Source organism: Flavobacterium hydrophilum (assembly GCF_003202405.1).
GTDB classification, from domain to species: Bacteria; Bacteroidota; Bacteroidia; order Flavobacteriales; family Flavobacteriaceae; genus Flavobacterium; species Flavobacterium hydrophilum.
Window position 1 is genome coordinate 278,027 of record NZ_QJHL01000001.1, and the last position, 18,610, is coordinate 296,636.

An 18,610-nucleotide genomic window follows, 5' to 3' on the forward strand; every position below is an offset into this window, starting at 1 on the left:
TAAAATATTGCCCGACTCAGTTTTTGCTATACTAAAAAATAAAATATAAAAGCTAAAATATAATTTTTATGATTAAGACACTGTCTCTGGGAACTAATTTTTATAAATACGCAAGTATTTTGCTGCTTCTTTGTTGTGGTAAAACAATTGCTCAGACTCAGATTATTTCGGATAAATTAAAATGGTCAGAAAGAATGGCTCTGTCTATAATTAAAAGACATCCTGAAGCATGGAAAATTGATAATCACGAAGCACCAAAATGGGATTATAAAATAGGTATGATTTTAACGGCCTATCAGAAATTATATACCAAGACAAACGATTCTAAATATTATGATTACATAAAAGGATATGCCGATGTGTTTGTTGATGAAAGGGGTACAATTAAAAAGTTTGATACTCAAAATCATAGTCTTGACAATATAAACGGAGGAAAAATACTTTTTGATTTGTATTACAAAACAAAAGAAGAAAAATATCTGACAGCTTTAAAAATATTAAGAAATAATTTTGAGGACTATCCAAGAACCCAATCGGGTGGTTTTTGGCATAAAAAAATCTATCCTAATCAAATGTGGTTAGACGGTCTTTATATGGGAGAACCTTTTTATGCAAGATATACCTCTGAATTTGAGGGAGGAGAAAAATTAAATGATGTTGCTCATCAATTCGAACTTCTTCACGAGCATACATTTGATCAAAAAACTGACTTGTATTTTCATGCATGGGATGAAAGTAAACAAATGGCCTGGGCAAATAAAGAAACAGGAACGTCGCCCAATATTTGGTTGAGAGCACTTGGCTGGTACGGAATGGCATTAGTAGATGTATTGGATTATTTTCCAAAAGACCATCCAAAACGAAATGAATTGATTAGCTATTTGAATGAATTAGCCGTTGCAGTGACTAAATATCAGGACAAATCGGGTTTATGGTATCAAATTCCGAATTTACAAAAGCAAATAGGAAATTATTTAGAATCTTCCGGTTCTTCCATGTTGGTATATTTTCTTGCGAAGGGAGTTCATAAAGGGTATTTGCCTGCGAAATTTGAAAAAGTTGCCAACAAAGGTTTTAATGGATTAGTTACAAATGTTATTAAGGCTGATAAAAATGGTGAAATACACATTACTCAAGTATGTGGCAGTGCGGGATTAGGAGGAAATCCTTACCGGGATGGTTCTTTTGAATATTATATGAACGAAAAAATTGTAACCGATAATTCTCACGGATTAGGTGCTTTTTTGCTGGCGGCAATAGAATTAGATAAATAGAATTTCAATAAAGTCAAAATAAATCACTATGTTAAAAAACACTCTGAACACTTTAAAAGTTGCAATACTTTTTGTTTCATTCACTTTTTTTAGTTGTAAAACGGCTTCTCCAAAACCCGTAAAAACTGCTGATTCACAGAATCAAGCTATAATTTCAAAGGACTTAAAGTGGTCTGATAAAATGGCTTTAACTTTAATGAAACGTCATCCGGAATCCTGGCAGATTGACGATTCTAAAGCTGCAAAATGGGACTATGTTCACGGTCTTGTTTTATATTCATTCGAGCAATTGTATAAAAAAAATCCAGATGCAAGATACGCTTCTTATGTGCAGGGATATTTAGATGCGTTGATTCAAAATGACGGAACAATCAAAACGTATGAAATACAAAAACACAATATTGATATGATTGTTGCTGGTCGTTTGCTTTTTAATGCTTATGATAAAACAAAAGAAGACAAATACTTAAAAGCGATGCAATTATTGCGTCAGCAATTAACAGAGCAGCCAAGAACGCAATCCGGAGGATTTTGGCATAAAAAAATCTACCCTAACCAAATGTGGTTGGATGGTTTGTATATGGGAGAGCCTTTCTACGCTCATTATACAGTAACTTTTGAAAATGGAAAAAATCTGGATGATGTTGCGCATCAATTCGAACAAATTCAATTACATGCAACAGACCCGGCAACAGGCTTGTTATATCACGGTTGGGATGAAAGTAAACAAATGCCATGGGCTAATAAAGAAACCGGAAATTCACCAAACTTCTGGTCAAGAGCTCTGGGATGGTATGTAATGGCTTTAGTTGATGCATTGGATTATTTCCCAAAAGATCATCCAAAACAAAAAGAACTGGTTGGTTATCTGAACAATGTTTCAGAAAGTTTAGCGAAGTTTCAGGATAAATCCGGTTTATGGTATCAGGTAACAGACAAAATGGGTAAAGAAGGAAATTATTTAGAAGCTTCCGGTTCTTCTATGTTTGCTTATGCATTTGCAAAAGGAGTAAACAAAGGTTATTTGCCTTCAAAATTCAAAAAAATAGCAAACAAAGCTTTTGACGGATTGACAACTCAATTAATGAAAGTGGATGCTGATGGAACTATTACTTTAACTCAGGCTTGTCAGGTAGCCGGACTTGGCGGAACTCCATACAGAGACGGTTCGTATGAATATTATGTGAATGAAAAAAAGAAAGACAATGATCCTAAAGCTACAGGACCATTCATATTAGCGGCACTGGAATTAAACAGATAAAAGCAGAATATCTTCAAATGAAATTTATAAAAATAACATGTCTTTTATTGTGCTGTGTAGCAATACAAAGCTTAACTGCGCAGGAAAAAAGCGAAAATAATTTTTCAAAAGTCTGGGTTGCAGATCAGGGAGACGGAACGTATAAAAATCCTGTTTTGTATGCCGATTATTCAGATCCGGATGCTGTCAGGGTTGGTGATGATTATTACATGACAGCTTCATCATTCAATTGTATTCCGGGATTGCCGATTCTTCATTCAAAAGATTTGGTAAACTGGAAATTAATTGGACATGCACTTTCGAAACAAAAACCTTTGGATGTTTACAATAAAGCCCAGCACGGAAACGGAGTCTGGGCTCCATGTATTCGTTTTCATAAGAATGAATTTTATATTTATTATCCTGATCCCGATTTTGGAATTTATGTTGTTAAAGCCAAAAAAGCAGAAGGCCCTTGGTCAGAACCGGTTATGGTAAAAGAAGGCAAAGGATTAATTGATCCAACTCCATTATGGGACGAAGATGGTAAGGCATATTTAGGTTATGCATTTGCAGGAAGCCGGGCAGGAGTGAAAAGTGTTTTGACAGTTTGTTCAATGAATCCTGATGGTTTGTCTGCAAATAATGATGACGTTATGGTAATTGACGGACATGCAGATGAGGCTACTATTGAAGGCCCTAAGTTTTACAAGCGAAATGGCTATTATTACATATTTGCTCCGGCCGGAGGAGTTGCAACAGGATGGCAAACTGTTATGAGGTCTAAAAATGTTTATGGCCCTTATGAAAAAAGAAAAGTTATGGATCAGGGAAAATCGGCTGTAAATGGTCCTCATCAGGGAGCGTGGGTTCAGACGCAAACCGGTGAAGACTGGTTTATTCATTTTCAGGATCAGTTTGCTTACGGAAGGGTAGTTCATTTACAGCCAATGAAATGGAAAAATGATTGGCCGATAATCGGGAATGATGAAAATAATGACGGTATTGGTGAACCTGTTATGGTTTATAAAAAGCCGAATGTGGGCAAAAAATCATTTCCTATTGAAACCCCACCCGAAAGTGATGAATTTAATAGTCCTAAACTTGGACTTCAGTGGCAATGGCATGCGAACCCACAAATCGTTTGGGGGCTTCCGACTGCAATGGGATATTATAATTTAAATTGTATTCCTGTTCCCAAAGACTATAATAATTTGTTTGATGCTCCAAATCTGCTTTTGCAAAAGTTACCTGCGAATGAGTTCACTGCTACGGCAAAAATTACATTCAATTCCAGATTTGATGGTGAGTATACCGGATTGGTAATTATGGGACTGGATTATAGTTTTTTATGTTTAAAACAAGAAGATGGAAAATTGTATCTTTCACAAAAAACAGCTTTAAAGGCTGATAAAAAAGGAGTAGAATCTGAAAGCAGGAGAATTGCAATAACCGATAAAACAATATATCTGCAGGTAAAAGTAAAAGCGGGCGGAATTTGTAATTTTTTCTATAGTGAAGATGGACAAAAATTCAGCCCTGTAGGTAATATTTTTACTGCAAGGGAAGGTAAATGGATTGGCGCTAAAATAGGATTTCTGGCACTTAGAGAAGGAATTATAAATGATGCCGGAAGTGTAGCAATAGACTGGTTCAGGATAACAAACTAAAACTAAATAATTAAATAACTAAACTAAACCAATTAAATGAATCAACTTAAAAAAACAGCATTATTACTTTTAACCATTACCAGCTGTTATGTTAATGCACAGGACAAAGCCAAAAAATGGCCGGATTTAATCATAAAAAGTTACTCCGCCTGGTTTGGTTCTGAGGAAGGTAAAAAAATAGGCGAAAATGTCCTGCTTTACCAAAGAGATATCGGAGGATGGCCAAAAAATATTCCGATGCTGAACGAATTGACAGAAGATGAAAAATCTAAGTTATTGGCGCTTAAACCTGTAGGTAAAGATTGTACTATAGATAACAGAGCTACGACTCAGGAAATACTTTTCGTATCAAAAATGTATGCGCAGACAAAAGACGAAAGATATAAAGATTCATTTTTAAGAGCAGTCGATTATTTACTTTCAGCACAATATCCTAATGGTGGATGGCCTCAATATTTTCCATTAAAAAAAGGGTATTATTCACATATTACCTATAATGACAATTCAATGGTGGATGTTTTGAATGTATTGAAAGAAATAGCAAATGAAACACCATATTACAGTATTAAGCCATCGCAGGAAGTTATTGATAAAGCTAAAATTGCAGTCACTAAAGGAATTGAGTGTATTTTAAAAACACAATACAAACAAAATGGTGTCCTGACAGTTTGGTGTGCACAACATGATGAAGTTACTTTTGCTCCGGCGGATGCAAGGGCTTATGAGCTTGCTTCATTAAGCGGAAAAGAATCAGCTAAAGTTACGTTGTTCCTAATGTCTGTTGACAATCCTTCGCCGGAAATTAAAACGGCAGTTAAAAGTGCTTATGACTGGTTTGAAAAAACAAAAATCACCAATCTTAAAGAGGAACGTATTTATGATGAAAATGGAAAAGTAATCGGAAAAAAAATGTATCCTATGGAAGATGTTGCACCAATCTGGCCAAGATTTGCTGAACTTGATACAAACGAAGCCTTCTTTTGTGATCGTGACGGAATTAAAAAGAAATATATAACCGATATTGGTGAAGAGAGAAGAAACGGATATTCCTGGTATTCTAATGAGCCTAAAGAAGTTTTGAAAAAATACAAAAAGTGGGCTAAAAAAAATAATTTAGAAAAAACGGATTCAGAGTAATTTCTTTATCAGTATTGACTCTATCGGATTTCCTTATTCACTGAAAAGTGAATAAGGATTTGGATGTAAAAATAAAATTATGAATATCAGACTTCTTTTTTTTGTATTGTTTTCGGTAGTTGGTTTTGCTCAGAATAATGAATTTCCGAACGCAAAAGTAGATTCGATTGTAAATGCTATTCAATTGCCAAAATTTCAGTCTTATCAGGTCAATGTAGCAAAATTAGGAGCCAAAGGTGATTCTATTTCTAATAGTAAGCCTTTTTTTGATAAAGCAATGGCATTGTGTAAAAAGAATAACGGAGGAACTATTGTGGTTCCAAAAGGAGTTTATCTCTTAAACGGTCCAATTCATTTTGTAAGCAATGTCAATTTAAAGATTGAAAAAGGGGCAAAAATAAAATTCAGTGATAAACCCGAGGATTATTTGCCAATGGTCTTAACCAGCTGGGAAGGTACAATGCTTTATAATTACAGTCCGTTGATTTATGCCTATGATTGTACAAATATTGCTTTAACCGGTGAAGGGACTATTGATGGAGAAGGAGGTAAGACATGGAAAAGTTTTAAGGCAAAAGAAGGAAAAGGCAAAGAGCTCAGTCGTGAAATGAATCATACTAATGTCTCTTTAAAAGACAGAAAGTTTGGAACAGATTACTTCTTGCGTCCGCAAATGATCCAGTTTTTTAATTGTAAAAATATTTTAGTTGAAAATATTCGCATTGAAAATTCTCCTTTTTGGTGTTTGCATTTACTAAAATCAGAAAGTATAACTGTTAGAGGAATAAGTTATAAATCATTAAACTACAATAATGACGGTATAGATCCTGAATATGCTAAAAATGTTTTGATTGAAAATGTAAATTTCAATAACGGTGATGATAATGTGGCTATAAAAGCAGGAAGGGATCATGAAGGAAGGGCTAATGCAGCTACGCCAAGTGAAAATATCATTATTAGAAACTGTAATTTTAAAGGACTTCACGGTGTAGTAATCGGAAGTGAAATGTCAGCCGGTGTACAAAATGTATATGTCGAAAATTGTAAAACAGTTGGATATTTAAAAAGAGGTATTTATTTAAAAACCAATGCAGACCGGGGTGGTTTTATAAAAAATGTTTTTGTTAAAAATATTCAATTAGATGAAGTAGAGGACTGTCTTTACATCACCGCCAATTATCACGGAGAAGGTAAGGGATTTCAGTCTGAAATATCAAATGTGTCTTTTTCTGATATTACATGTAACAAAGCATCGGCTTCAGGAATCGTTATTCAGGGATTTGCAGATAAAAAAATCAAAAATATCTCTTTAAATAATATCGAAATTAAATGGGCTAAAAATGCCATATCAAGTACAAATGCTGAGAATGTAATCATGAATGAAGTTTTCATTGGCGAAAAAGCCACTGTTCCTTCAACAGCAAAATAGTTTAATAAAAATCAAAAATGAAACATTATATTTTAATTCTTTGGCTGGTTTCGGCCACTTGCTTTGCGCAAAAAACTACTGTTTATACAATAGGTGATTCTACAATGGCAAACAAAAAAGACCCTGATAAAAATCCGGAACATGGCTGGGCCCAGGTGTTACAGTCATTTTTCAAAGATAATATCGTTATCGACAACAGAGCTTTAAACGGAAGAAGTACAAGGAGTTTTATAGCAGAAAAACAATGGGATGCTGTATATCAAAATTTGAAAAAAGGAGATTATGTTTTTATTGAATTTGGGCACAATGACGAAAAAGATAAGGATTCATTGCGTTATACAAACCCACATACAGCTTATAGACATAATCTGATTCGGTTTGTAAAAGAAAGCCGTGCAAAAGGGGCAATTCCAATTTTATTGACGTCAATTGCAAGAAGAAATTTTAATGAAAAAGGAGTACTAATCGGAACGCACGGAGATTATCCTTTAGAGACAAGATTAGTTGCACAGGAATATAAAGTTCCGTTTATAGATTTAGAATATTATACGGAATTACTAGAGCAGTCTTACGGACCTGAAAAATCAAAACAATTGCATTTACATTTTAAAGCCGGAGAAAATCCTTTTTATAAAGAAGATAAAAATGACGACACACATCTTTCTTTGAAAGGTGCAACTGAAATTGCACAGATAGTGGTTGATCAAATAAAACTTTTAGAAGATCCTTCTGTTGAAAAACTAAAAAAAGGAATCAAATAGCTTAAATAAATTTTGCTGAAAATAAAAATCGTATCTGGATAATTATTCCGGATACGATTTTTTCGTTAGATAAGAGAATGATTTAATCTCTAATTATTTCTTTTGCAAAGGGCTAATGATTTGGACATTCTGAAAAACAATTGCTCCTTTTACCACGCCGGCAATAGTGCTTCTTAAAGCATCAATAATTTGCATTTTTAATTCACTTTTCGGATAAATTAAGCTAACCTCACGTGCTGGTTTTGGCTCCTTGAAGTTACGCAGTTTTAGTTTGTCAGATTCCTTTAAATCCATAGTATGCAAATAAGGAAGTAATGTTGTGCCTAAGCCTTCATCAGCTAATTTTATCAGTGTTTCGAAACTTCCGCTTTGGATCTGGAAGTTGTTTTGTTCAATATCTGTCCCGTTTTTGCACAGGTTCAAAATACCATCTCTAAAACAGTGCCCGTCCTGTAAAAGCAAAATTTCATTGATATTTAAATCAGAAACTTCAATTTCTTCTTTTTGAAAAACAGAATGATGCTCCGGAATATAAGCTACAAAAGGTTCAAAGTATAAAACAATTTCCTTGATTTTCTCATCTTCAAGTGGTGTCGCGGCAATGGCAGCGTCCAAATGACCATTTTTTAATTTTACAATAATCTCATCTGTATTGAGCTCTTCAATCAAAAGCTTGACTTTTGGATATTTTTTTATAAAATTATTTAAAAACATTGGTAAAAGTGTAGGCATGATGGTTGGAATTATTCCCAAACGAAATTCACCTCCAATAAAACCTTTTTGCTGCTCAACAATATCCTGAATACGATTTGCTTCGTTTACAATATTTTTAGCCTGATTTACAATTTTATGGCCAATATCAGTAAGCTGGATAGGTTTTTTGCTTCTGTCGAAAATTAAAATGCTGAGTTCTTCTTCAATTTTCTGAATCTGCATACTTAAAGTTGGCTGGGTAACGAAGCATTTTTCTGCAGCAAGTGTAAAATTCTTATGTTCGGCTACTGCTAAAACATATTGCAATTGAGTAATAGTCATTTGATAGTATTTTGTGATGCAAAAATAAGAAAATATAATTTTTAACTATAATTTTTTCAAAGAAGTTATTTTAAATTTGTAAAAAACATACTATAAAATTGAATAAAATGAAAACAAATATTTTAGGGTTACCGGTTAAAGAATCAGAATTGTTAGTAAAAGAACTAAATGTTTTGCTTGCTAATTTTCAGGTTTACTATCAAAATTTGAGAGGAATTCATTGGAATATCCGTGGAAAAAGATTCTTTGATTTACATGTGAAATTTGAAGAATTGTATACCGATTCGCAATTAAAAATCGATATGATAGCGGAAAGAGTTTTGACAATTGGAGGAACTCCGTTACATACTTTTGAAGATTATATAAAGAATAATAAATTGACAGTTGGAAAAAATATCTCAAACGATGAAAAAGCGGTTCAGTTAATTGTGAATTCCCTTTCAGATTTATTGAAAATCGAACGTGAAATTTTGAATAAATCGAATGAAATTAACGATGAAGGCACGAATTCGATGATGAGTGACTTTATTTCCGAGCAGGAAAAAACAATTTGGATGATGAATGCATGGCTTGATGAATCGCTGTAATGAGTTGTATATTAGAAAAGTAAAAAGCAGAATATTTGTCCATAAATATTCTGCTTTTTTATTTATGTTAAAATTCTATAAAAATTTTAACCAGTAGCTTTGATTTTATTTGTTTAACGCTATTTTTGTTTCGATGAAACTATTAGCCCGCATATTATTATTCATATTTATTGCTTTCTTATCGACCCCGACAATTGTTCAGGCGTTAAAGAAAAGCAATAGTGCGACTATGTCTTGTAGTTTTTCAGAAGAAGAGGTACATAAAGAGCTTAAATCTTTAGTACATCCTGTAGCATTGGAACATGAAGTTTTAATGACGGTATATATAGAGAAAAAAACGATTATATCTGAAAATATTGTAAAACTGGACAATATTTCTCCGAGCATATTTGCTCCACCTCCCAACTTGGTATAATACTTCCGATTATTTTAAACTAACTGTATTTGTAGTAAATACAGTAGATCTTTAATGTATCAATTTTTTAGTATTGTATTATGTCAAAAAAAATTAATCTTTTTGCAAACCTTAAATCTGATTTTGCTTCAGGTTTAGTGGTTTTCTTGGTGGCTCTTCCATTGTGTTTAGGTATTGCAATGGCTTCCGGAGCACCGTTATTTTCTGGAATTATCGCAGGTGTTATTGGAGGTATTGTGATAGGTTCTTTAAGTCAGTCTCATATTAGTGTATCTGGTCCTGCAGCTGGTTTGACAGCTATTATTTTAACAGCGATCACTGATTTTGGTGCCTTCGATGTATTTTTAATGTCTGTTTTTATTGCTGGATTAATTCAATTAGCATTGGGATTTTTAAAAGCCGGAAGTATTTCAAATTATTTTCCAACAAATGTTATTGAAGGAATGTTAGCGGGTATTGGTATCATCATTATCCTAAAACAAATACCGCATGCATTTGGCTATGATGCGGATTTCGAAGGGGATCAGGCTTTTATCCAAAATGATGGAAGTAATTCATTTTCTTTTCTTTTTGATGTTGTGAATCACATTCACTTAGGTGCTGTAGTTATATCATTAATTTCACTCGTAGTTTTAATTTCGTGGGATAAAGTTCCGTTTTTAAAGAGATTAAAATTAGTGCCGGGCGCTTTGGTAGCAGTTATTCTGGGAGTTTTATTAAATGAATTCTTTACAACGACAGGAAGTTCACTAGCCATCGCAAAGGAACATTTAGTTTCGTTGCCCGTCCCAAAATCTTTTGATGACTTTAAATCTATTATTATTACGCCAAATTTTGGTGCAGTTACAAATCCTCAGGTTTGGGTTGTGGGTATAACAATTGCTATTGTAGCTTCTATAGAAACATTGTTGTGTATTGAGGCTTCTGACAGAATGGATGTGCAAAAGCGTTATACCGATACAAATGTTGAATTGAGAGCTCAGGGTATTGGTAACATGATCAGCTCACTTTTAGGAGGATTACCAATGACATCTGTTGTTGTGAGATCATCTGCAAATAATAATGCAGGAGCAAAATCTAAAATGTCATCTATTATTCACGGTGTTCTTTTGTTAATCAGTGTTTTGTCAATTCCGGCAATTTTAAACAAGATTCCATTGGCAACTTTAGCAACTGTTTTAATTTTGGTGGGATATAAATTAGCAAAACCGGCAACTTTCATGCATTTCTGGGAAAAGGGAAAATACCAATTTGTACCTTTTATAGCAACATTAGTCTTTGTTGTTGCTACAGATTTGCTGAAAGGTGTTGCGTTAGGAATTATAATTAGTATCATTTTTGTTTTGAGAGGAAACTTAAAAAGAGCGTACATCTTCAAAAAAGAAGAATACGAAGATGGAGATATTATCCACATCGATTTAGCTCAGGAAGTATCATTTTTAAATAAAGCTGCCATCAAGCAAACATTAAGCGAAATTCCTGAAAACTCTAAAGTTATCATCAATGCACATGATACAGAATATATTGCACATGATGTGTTGGATTTAATTAGAGAATTTAAAGAAACACGTGCAATTGATGAAAATATCAAAGTAAAATTGAAAGGTTTTAAAGAAGCTTATGAATTAGAAAATACTCCGGATAATAATAATCATGTTTCCATCGAACATTATTATGATGTAGCAAAGAGAGTGTTAGTGAAAAATGAATCAGCAAAAGAAAAATTTTAAAACAAAATAAATTAATTAAAGTATTTCTATGACATGGGAACTATCAAATTTTAGGTAACTTTACATAGAAATACCATTCAAAAAATAGAAAAATGAGAGAATTTTATAAGCAATTATTAGAAAACAATAAAGTTTGGGTTGAAACATCATTGGCAAAAGATCCAAATTATTTTGCTGATTTGGCAAAAGGACAGTCTCCTCCGGTATTATGGATTGGATGTTCTGACAGCCGTGTTCCTGCAAATGAAATTATTGGAGCAAAACCGGGAGAGGTTTTTGTACACAGAAATATTGCCAACATGGTAGTACATTCAGATATGAATATGCTTAGTGTTTTAGATTATGCAGTAAACGTGTTAAAAATAAAACATGTTATTGTTTGTGGACATTACGGATGTGGTGGTGTAAAAGCTGCAATGGGTAACCAATCTGTAGGTATTATCGATAACTGGCTTCGTCATATTAAGGATGAATACCGTTTGCATGATAAATATCTAAATTCAATTGAAGACGAAGAGGCACGTTTTAATGCTTTTGTTGAAATCAATGCTAAAGAACAGGTTTATAACCTTGCTAAGACTTCAATCGTTCAGGGAGCCTGGAAAAGTGGCCAGGACTTAATGCTTCACGGTTGGGTTTACGGATTAAATTCAGGTTTTGTAACCGATTTGAATGTAACAATAAGTTCAAATGAGGAACTGGATCAGGTTTATCAATTAGATCTTTAATCAAACATAAAAAAAATCGCTCTGAAAAGAGCGATTTTTTTTATTCGTTTTCATCCAGATTTTCATTAAAAGCAGATGGTAGCATTGTTGGAATAAACTTTATTAAAATCGGCAGTAATAAACTTCCGCCGGGAAGTAAAAAGATCGTCAGTGACGGAATTGTTTTACAGATGTCTAAAAGCTGTTTTTTTACTTTTTTCTTTTCTTTTGCATCTAAATCCCTGGTTGTAGAATAAGCCAGAAGAATCATTAATTCTTTACTCTGAACAATTTCCTTAACCAGTCTGTTTTTGTTTCTAATAATCAATTTTACGACCGAATGTGTCATCTGATCATAAAAGTGTTTTACCGGATTTGAATAATTGAAATAAGGAATTTTGTTTTTATGAGTGGTTATAAATGTATGAGTCGTTTCGATACTATTTGTTACAAATTCATCCGAAACCTCCATCATGGAGCCTAACGAATATAAAAAATAAGCTTCTTCATTTTCGACAACACCATCACTCCATAAAGCCATTCCCGCCATGTCGATTAAATAATACTGCTCCAATTTATTGCTAAAATGGCTGAGTGGTAAAGTTTCTAAAGTATCAACAGTAACTTTTGAAAATTTAGAATAGCGTATTGAAGCTTCAAAAAGTTTAATTAATAAGTCGTCATGCTGTGATTTGACAGTTTTTGTTTTTAACGCAAGTCCAACAATTCCTAAAACAGTTTCTTCAATTCGCTTGAGATATTTTTCCGGAATTGCACCATGTTCTAAATATTGTCTAAAAGCCAGAACATCTATAAATAACAAGGCATTCGTTACGAGATGAGAAAAGTTTTTACTAATAATGCTGTCATTAGTTTGTACTCTCTGATCAATTATATTTTCTAACGATAATGAAGGTGTGTCTTTTGGAAGTAAAATTTTAAACAAATTAAACCCTTCTGGATTCATTTCGTTATAGAATTTTAGAACTTCGGAAATAAAGTTATGGGGTTCAGAATTTCTTTTTTCCAAACAAAATACATGATACAAAGTGTTGAGTAAGGCAATTTTTGAAATCTCGGTCTTGAACCAGCCTTTTATATGGATTGGAATTTTAGAATCAATAGAAATGATATGACCGTAAATAAAACCAGTTTCTCTGACTTTATAGTAAAAGGAATCCGTAGTTTCAAAAGGAATAGCTTCTGAAAACTTTTGTTCGCTAAAAAACTTATCTATCCAGCCTGGTGCCGATGGGTTAATCATTAACTTTAGTTTGAGGATACAAAGCTATATCTTTTTCTTGTGCTAAGATTAATTTTTAAATGAAATAACCACTAGATTTTGTGAAAAATAGTGGTTATTAAGTTTTATTATTTAATGATTCCTGCACAGGCTACGCGACCACCTGCATTTCCGGTTGGTTGTGTTGTAAAATCATCAGCTCCCTGATGAACAATCAATCCTTTTCCTAAGATGTTTTTTGTTTCGTCATCACCGCCAATGGCCCATTCGTCTGTAGTCAAAGTGATAGTTCCGTTTCCTTTAGCATCAGCAGTGAAATTTCCAATATCACCTTTATGATATTCGCCAACTCCCCATTTACCATGTTTTTTGAAAGTTGGGTTCCAGTGTCCGCCAGCAGAACTTCCGTCAGCAGCAGTACAATCTGATTTTTCATGAATGTGGATAGCATGAACTCCCGGCTGTAAACCTGCTATTTTTGCTGTAAAAGTTACTTTGCCATTTTTTTCTGTAAAAGTAGCAGTTCCCGTAACGGTACTATTGCTTTTTGGTTCTAAATTTATGGTTAAAGTTTTAGCATCGTTTGATTTTGTACTGGTCTTACAACCAATTATTAAGGCAGTAATTATAGCGAAGGAAGCAATTATTTTTTTCATATGTCAGGCTTTTTAAATTATTGATTAAGTAAATTTAACATAAAACAGACGATATTGTTTAAGGATTTACGTTAAAAAAATCTAAAACTATTGGTTGTGATTTGATTCACTTTAAATACAAAACTCAAAAATATTATGTAAATTCGTATAGGTTTTTAATGAAAAAAAAGCTTCTTCCTTTGTTTCTAATTCATTAATATTTAAAATTTTAAGATTATGATTAAGAATATTTTTATACTTATTTTATTTAGTTTCCTGTTAACTTCCTGTAATGTTTTCAAATGTAAAAAAAAGGATGCAGTTTCTAAGCTTGAAGGAGCATGGGAACTCACTTACATTACCGGTCCAAGAATCGCATTTGAGGGTTTGTATCCAAATAAAAAGCCCAATATAAATTTCAATACAAAAGAAAATGTGGTTTCCGGAAACAATAGTTGTAATTCTTATACAGGCAAACTTGAGGTGAAAGAAAACAAAATTGACTTTACAGGTCCTATGGTGTCAACAAAAATGATGTGTTTAGATGGTCAGGGTGAACAGGTTTTTATGAATACATTATCAAAAGTAACTTCTTATACTATTTCTGATGATGGTAAAACGCTAAATCTTATTTCAGGAGATATTGAGACTATGCGTTTCAATAAAAAATAATTTTTCTTTTTTACAGTAATTAATATTTATTCCATGAAAAGTAAATTCCTCATTTTAGTAATGATATCATGCTTTTTAAGTTGTACAATTTTGGCACAGGATAAAAATAAGAAACAACTGAAAGCGGAAAGAGAATTACAAAAACAGAAAGAAATACAAACTTTAATTGATTCTAAAAATTTTGTTTTTGAAGTGCAAAAAGTTATTCCGCAAGGTGGAAGAATTCTCAACTTAGATTTTAATGGTTATTTCTTAAAATTCAATGAAACCAAAACAATAAGTGATTTGCCTTTTTTTGGCCGTGCGTTTAGAGTTCCTTATGGAGGAGGCGACGGAGGAATTAAATTTGAAGGTATTCCTGAGGATATACAGATTAAAAAAGACAAAAAATCTTATACTATAAAAGCAGTTGTAAAAGGGAAAGATGATGTTTACAATCTTTTCTTTACTGTTTTTTTTAATGGAGGAGCATCTCTTTCAGTCAATAGTAATAACAGGGCATCGATTTCTTATGATGGGGAAATTGAGGCGCCAAAACCTGAGGAAGTTAAAAAGTAGAGTTAGTAGTTTTGGTAAAAAAAAATAAAAGCCGCATTTGTTTCGGGACAAATGCGGCTTTAACAAATTAAAAGCTAAAAAACTATTTTTGAATTAGAAGCAGTATGAATTTTCTGCAACTAATTTTTCTGCGATTTTTTCTCTTAGCGCTACTACGTTTGGCAGATTGGTGTATTTTGTAAAACGTTTTAATCCCATTAACATCATACGTTGTTCGTCACCTTCAGCGAAAGAAGCGATTCCTTCTTTTCCTCTTGAGTTTACGATATCTACTGCTTTATATAAGTATAATTTTGCCATAGCAATTTGCTCTTGTGCTTTATCTTCACCTTCTTTCTTCGCTAATTTTTCAGTTCTAAGAATAGTACTTTCAGCCATGTAGATTTCGATTAAGATATCAGAAGCAGCCATTAATAATTGTTGGTGAGAATCTAAATCCGGTCCGTATTTTTGAACAGCACTTCCTGCAACCATTAAGAAAACTTTTTTCAGGTTAGCAACGATTCCTTTTTCTTCTGCAAATAATTCAGAGAAATCCGGAGTATCAAAAGAAGGAATTCCCATTAATTCTTCCTGAACTTTCATTGCAGGACCTAATAAATCAACGTGACCTTTCATTGCTTTTTTGATCAGCATACCTACAGAAAGCATTCTGTTGATCTCGTTTGTTCCTTCGTAAATACGAGCGATACGGGCATCTCTCCATGCACTTTCCATTGGAGTGTCTTCAGAGAATCCCATTCCGCCAAAAATCTGAATTCCTTCATCAGCACAGTTTTGAACATCTTCAGAAACCGCTACCTTCAATATTGAACATTCAATAGCGTATTCTTCGACACCTTTTAATTCTGATTCCTGATGACTTGTTCCTTCTGCTTCACGAGCAGCGATTCTGTCTTCAATGTCTTTTGCAGCACGGTAAGAAGCACTTTCTCCAGCGTAAGCGCTAGTTGCCATTTCAGCTAATTTAGAACGAATAGCTCCAAAAGATGAAATAGAAGTATTGAACTGAATTCTTTCGTTCGCATATTTTACAGCTCCTGTAGTAACTCTTCTTTGAGCATCAAGACAAGCAGCTGCCAATTTAATACGACCAACATTTAAAGCATTCATTGCAATTTTAAAACCGTTTCCTCTTTCAGACAACATGTTTTCAACAGGAACTTTTGTTTCGTTGAAAAAAACCTGACGAGTAGAGGAAGCTCTGATTCCTAATTTATGTTCTTCTTCATTCATAGAAATTCCGTTAGACGGATCGTTTTCTACGATGAAACCTGTAATGTTTTTATCATCTCCAATACGGGCAAAAACGATGAATAAACTGCAGAAACCTGCATTCGAAATCCACATTTTTTGACCAGTAATTGAGTAGTATTTTCCATCTTCAGATAAAACAGCTTTTGTTTTTCCTGAGTTCGCATCAGATCCTGCTCCTGGCTCAGTTAAACAGTAAGCACCAAACCATTCTCCAGAAGCTAATTTCGGAACATATTTTTTCTTTTGTTCCTCAGTTCCATAAAGTGTAATTGGCATAGTTCCAATTCCGGTATGAGCACCAAAAGCAGTAGAGAAAGATCCTGTAGCACCAGAAATATAATCGCAAACCAACATGGTAGAAACAAATCCCATTCCTAATCCGCCGTATTCTTCCGGAACCGCAACTCCTAAAAGTCCCAATTCACCTGCTTTACGCATACTTTCTTCTGTAAAAGCGTAATCTTTGTTCTCGAAGCGATTTTTGTTAGGCCAAATTTCTTTGTCAACAAACTCCTTTACAGAGTCACGCATCATTACTTGCTCTTCTGAGAAATCTTCAGGTGTAAAGATATCCTCGCACTTTGTTTCTTTAACTAGGAATTGACCTCCTCTTGTTTTGTCGCTCATGACTTTATTATTTTAAATTTTGAATTATAAATTTTAAATTATTTTACTTCTTATGATGTTTTAATAATTTTCGTTATGATATTGATGATGTGTTCAACTTCAATTAAATAATTAGTAATCTCAATTGAGGTTAAATTTGATTTATCTAATAATCGTAACCAATATTTTGTTTCTCTTGCTTCTTTTGAAGTGATAGACATTTTGTGAATAAAATCCTTTCTGGATTGAGCAGCAATTGCTTCTTCAACATTTGCTCCAATGCTAGTGGCAGATCTTAAAATTTGTTTAGAAATTATGAATTCATTTTATTTTTTAAGTTGAACAAAAAGATTTACTATTGACAGAGCAAAATCAAAAGTTTTTGTAGCAATAATATTTTCTTTCATGTGCATTTAAAATTTATAATTCAAAATTTAAAATAATTAAAGAACCTCGTAAATCCCCGCGCTTCCTTGTCCAGTCCCCACACACATCGAAACAATTCCGTACTTATTACCTCTGCGTTTCATCTCATCAAATAACTGAACAGAAAGTTTAGCTCCTGTACATCCCAGGGGGTGACCTAAAGCTATGGCTCCACCGTTTACGTTTACGATATCTGGATTTAAACCTAACTCGCGAATTACAGCCAAAGACTGAGAAGCGAAAGCTTCGTTTAGTTCTACCAAGTCAATATCTTTCAATTCTAAACCTGCTTGTTTCAATGCTTTCGGAATAGCTTTTACCGGACCGATACCCATAATTCTTGGCTCAACACCAGAAGAAGCAAAATTTACTAATCTGGCAATTGGCTCAAGATTCAATTCTTTAACCATGTCCTCACTCATGATTAAAACAAAAGCAGCGCCATCACTCATTTGAGATGAGTTACCTGCTGTAACACTACCATCCGCAGCAAAAACGGGTTTCAGTCCAGCTAAAGCAGCAACAGAAGTTCCGGCTCTTGGACCTTCGTCTTGTTTTACAACGTATGATTTAGTTTCTTTTTTACCATTTTCATTGATGAAAGTCTGCTCAACAGTAATGGGAACGATTTGTTTGTCGAATTTTCCTTCTGCCTGTGCTTTCAAGGCTTTCATGTGAGAGTTGTAAGCAAACTCATCCTGATCTTCTCTTGAAATTTTATATTGATTGGCAACCGCTTCAGCAGTTAAACCCATTCCCCAGTAGTAATCTTCGTGACCTGCAGCAGCAACTTTATAATCCGGAGTTGGTTTGTAACCGCCCATCGGAATATAACTCATACTTTCAGCTCCACCAGCGATGATACAATCTGCCATTCCTGATTGAATTTTAGCAGTTGCCATTCCGATAGTTTCTAATCCAGATGCACAGTAACGGTTTACCGTTACACCAGGAACATCTTCAACTTTTAATCCCATAAGAGAGATTAAACGTCCAACGTTAAGTCCTTGTTCTGCTTCCGGCATGGCATTTCCTACCATAACGTCATCGATACGTTTTTTGTCAAAATCAGGCAGTTCATCCATCATAAACTGAATGGTTTCTGCAGCTAATTCATCGGGTCTTTTAAATCTAAAAACACCTTTTGGAGCTTTTCCAACTGCTGTTCTATATGCTTTTACTATATATGCTGTTTTCATAATTATTATTTTGAATTCTGAATTTTAAA

General features: G+C 33.6%; 17 protein-coding genes and 1 pseudogene. 12 read left to right on the forward strand and 6 right to left on the reverse strand.

Translation table 11 applies throughout. The features are described from left to right. The first annotated feature begins 68 nt into the window (after positions 1–68). From DMB68_RS01295 to DMB68_RS01320, 6 genes are all read left to right on the forward strand, one after another. Entirely contained in the window at positions 69–1,274 is a 1,206-nt protein-coding gene (locus DMB68_RS01295; protein ID WP_110344874.1) for a glycoside hydrolase family 88/105 protein, read from the forward strand. A gap of 28 nt (positions 1,275–1,302) precedes the next feature. Then, a complete protein-coding gene (locus DMB68_RS01300) occupies positions 1,303–2,535 on the forward strand; it encodes a glycoside hydrolase family 88/105 protein (RefSeq protein WP_110344875.1) in 1,233 nt (410 codons plus the stop codon). A 17-nt stretch (positions 2,536–2,552) separates the two neighbouring features. Next, the gene (locus DMB68_RS01305) at positions 2,553–4,184 is read left to right on the forward strand and encodes a glycoside hydrolase family 43 protein (protein ID WP_110344876.1); all 1,632 of its coding nucleotides are present in this window, start codon (positions 2,553–2,555) and stop codon (positions 4,182–4,184) included. Between the two features lie 36 nt (positions 4,185–4,220). After that, entirely contained in the window at positions 4,221–5,321 is a 1,101-nt protein-coding gene (pelA, locus tag DMB68_RS01310; RefSeq protein ID WP_110344877.1) for a pectate lyase, read from the forward strand. A gap of 79 nt (positions 5,322–5,400) precedes the next feature. Then, on the forward strand, positions 5,401–6,750 hold the full coding sequence (locus DMB68_RS01315) for a glycoside hydrolase family 28 protein (protein WP_110344878.1): 1,350 nt from the start codon (positions 5,401–5,403) through the stop codon (positions 6,748–6,750). 17 nt (positions 6,751–6,767) lie between these two features. Beyond that, the gene (locus DMB68_RS01320) at positions 6,768–7,511 is read left to right on the forward strand and encodes a rhamnogalacturonan acetylesterase (RefSeq protein WP_110344879.1); all 744 of its coding nucleotides are present in this window, start codon (positions 6,768–6,770) and stop codon (positions 7,509–7,511) included. A gap of 93 nt (positions 7,512–7,604) precedes the next feature. On the opposite strand, the gene DMB68_RS01325 is transcribed toward DMB68_RS01320, so the two are convergent. Next, on the reverse strand, positions 7,605–8,546 hold the full coding sequence (locus tag DMB68_RS01325; protein WP_110344880.1) for a LysR substrate-binding domain-containing protein: 942 nt from the start codon (positions 8,544–8,546) through the stop codon (positions 7,605–7,607). A gap of 107 nt (positions 8,547–8,653) precedes the next feature. Between DMB68_RS01325 and DMB68_RS01330 the strand changes: the two genes are divergently transcribed. The 4 genes from DMB68_RS01330 (at position 8,654) to can (ending at position 12,006) form a co-directional block, all read left to right on the forward strand. Beyond that, positions 8,654–9,133: a Dps family protein gene (locus DMB68_RS01330; protein ID WP_110344881.1), complete on the forward strand. Its 480-nt coding sequence runs from the start codon at positions 8,654–8,656 to the stop codon at positions 9,131–9,133. A gap of 229 nt (positions 9,134–9,362) precedes the next feature. Continuing rightward, positions 9,363–9,548 (forward strand): hypothetical protein, encoded by a 186-nt coding sequence (locus tag DMB68_RS23575; RefSeq protein ID WP_231131558.1) that lies wholly within the window; start codon positions 9,363–9,365, stop codon positions 9,546–9,548. 80 nt (positions 9,549–9,628) lie between these two features. Then, positions 9,629–11,278 (forward strand): SulP family inorganic anion transporter, encoded by a 1,650-nt coding sequence (locus DMB68_RS01340; RefSeq protein ID WP_110344883.1) that lies wholly within the window; start codon positions 9,629–9,631, stop codon positions 11,276–11,278. Between the two features lie 92 nt (positions 11,279–11,370). After that, the gene (gene can / locus DMB68_RS01345; RefSeq protein WP_110344884.1) at positions 11,371–12,006 is read left to right on the forward strand and encodes a carbonate dehydratase; all 636 of its coding nucleotides are present in this window, start codon (positions 11,371–11,373) and stop codon (positions 12,004–12,006) included. Between the two features lie 40 nt (positions 12,007–12,046). Here can and DMB68_RS01350 read toward each other — a convergent pair whose 3' ends face one another. Further along, positions 12,047–13,249, reverse strand: a complete 1,203-nt coding sequence (locus tag DMB68_RS01350; protein ID WP_110344885.1) for an LETM1-related biofilm-associated protein — start codon at positions 13,247–13,249, stop codon at positions 12,047–12,049. Positions 13,250–13,356: 107 nt separating this feature from the next. Then, entirely contained in the window at positions 13,357–13,884 is a 528-nt protein-coding gene (locus tag DMB68_RS01355) for a superoxide dismutase family protein (protein ID WP_110344886.1), read from the reverse strand. A gap of 216 nt (positions 13,885–14,100) precedes the next feature. On the opposite strand from DMB68_RS01355, the gene DMB68_RS01360 reads away from it, so the two are divergent. Together DMB68_RS01360 and DMB68_RS01365 are read left to right on the forward strand one after the other, a co-directional pair. Beyond that, positions 14,101–14,535 (forward strand): META domain-containing protein, encoded by a 435-nt coding sequence (locus tag DMB68_RS01360; RefSeq protein WP_110344887.1) that lies wholly within the window; start codon positions 14,101–14,103, stop codon positions 14,533–14,535. Positions 14,536–14,568: 33 nt separating this feature from the next. Next, positions 14,569–15,093, forward strand: a complete 525-nt coding sequence (locus DMB68_RS01365) for a DUF4251 domain-containing protein (protein WP_110344888.1) — start codon at positions 14,569–14,571, stop codon at positions 15,091–15,093. Between the two features lie 93 nt (positions 15,094–15,186). On the opposite strand, the gene DMB68_RS01370 is transcribed toward DMB68_RS01365, so the two are convergent. From DMB68_RS01370 to DMB68_RS01380, 3 genes and pseudogenes are all read right to left on the reverse strand, one after another. Beyond that, a complete protein-coding gene (locus tag DMB68_RS01370) occupies positions 15,187–16,977 on the reverse strand; it encodes an acyl-CoA dehydrogenase family protein (RefSeq protein WP_110344889.1) in 1,791 nt (596 codons plus the stop codon). Between the two features lie 50 nt (positions 16,978–17,027). Then, positions 17,028–17,363 (reverse strand): annotated as a pseudogene (locus DMB68_RS01375) (four helix bundle protein). Positions 17,364–17,399: 36 nt separating this feature from the next. After that, positions 17,400–18,581, reverse strand: coding sequence for a thiolase family protein (locus tag DMB68_RS01380; RefSeq protein ID WP_110344890.1), 1,182 nt, complete (start codon positions 18,579–18,581; stop codon positions 17,400–17,402). Positions 18,582–18,610: the final 29 nt, after the last annotated feature.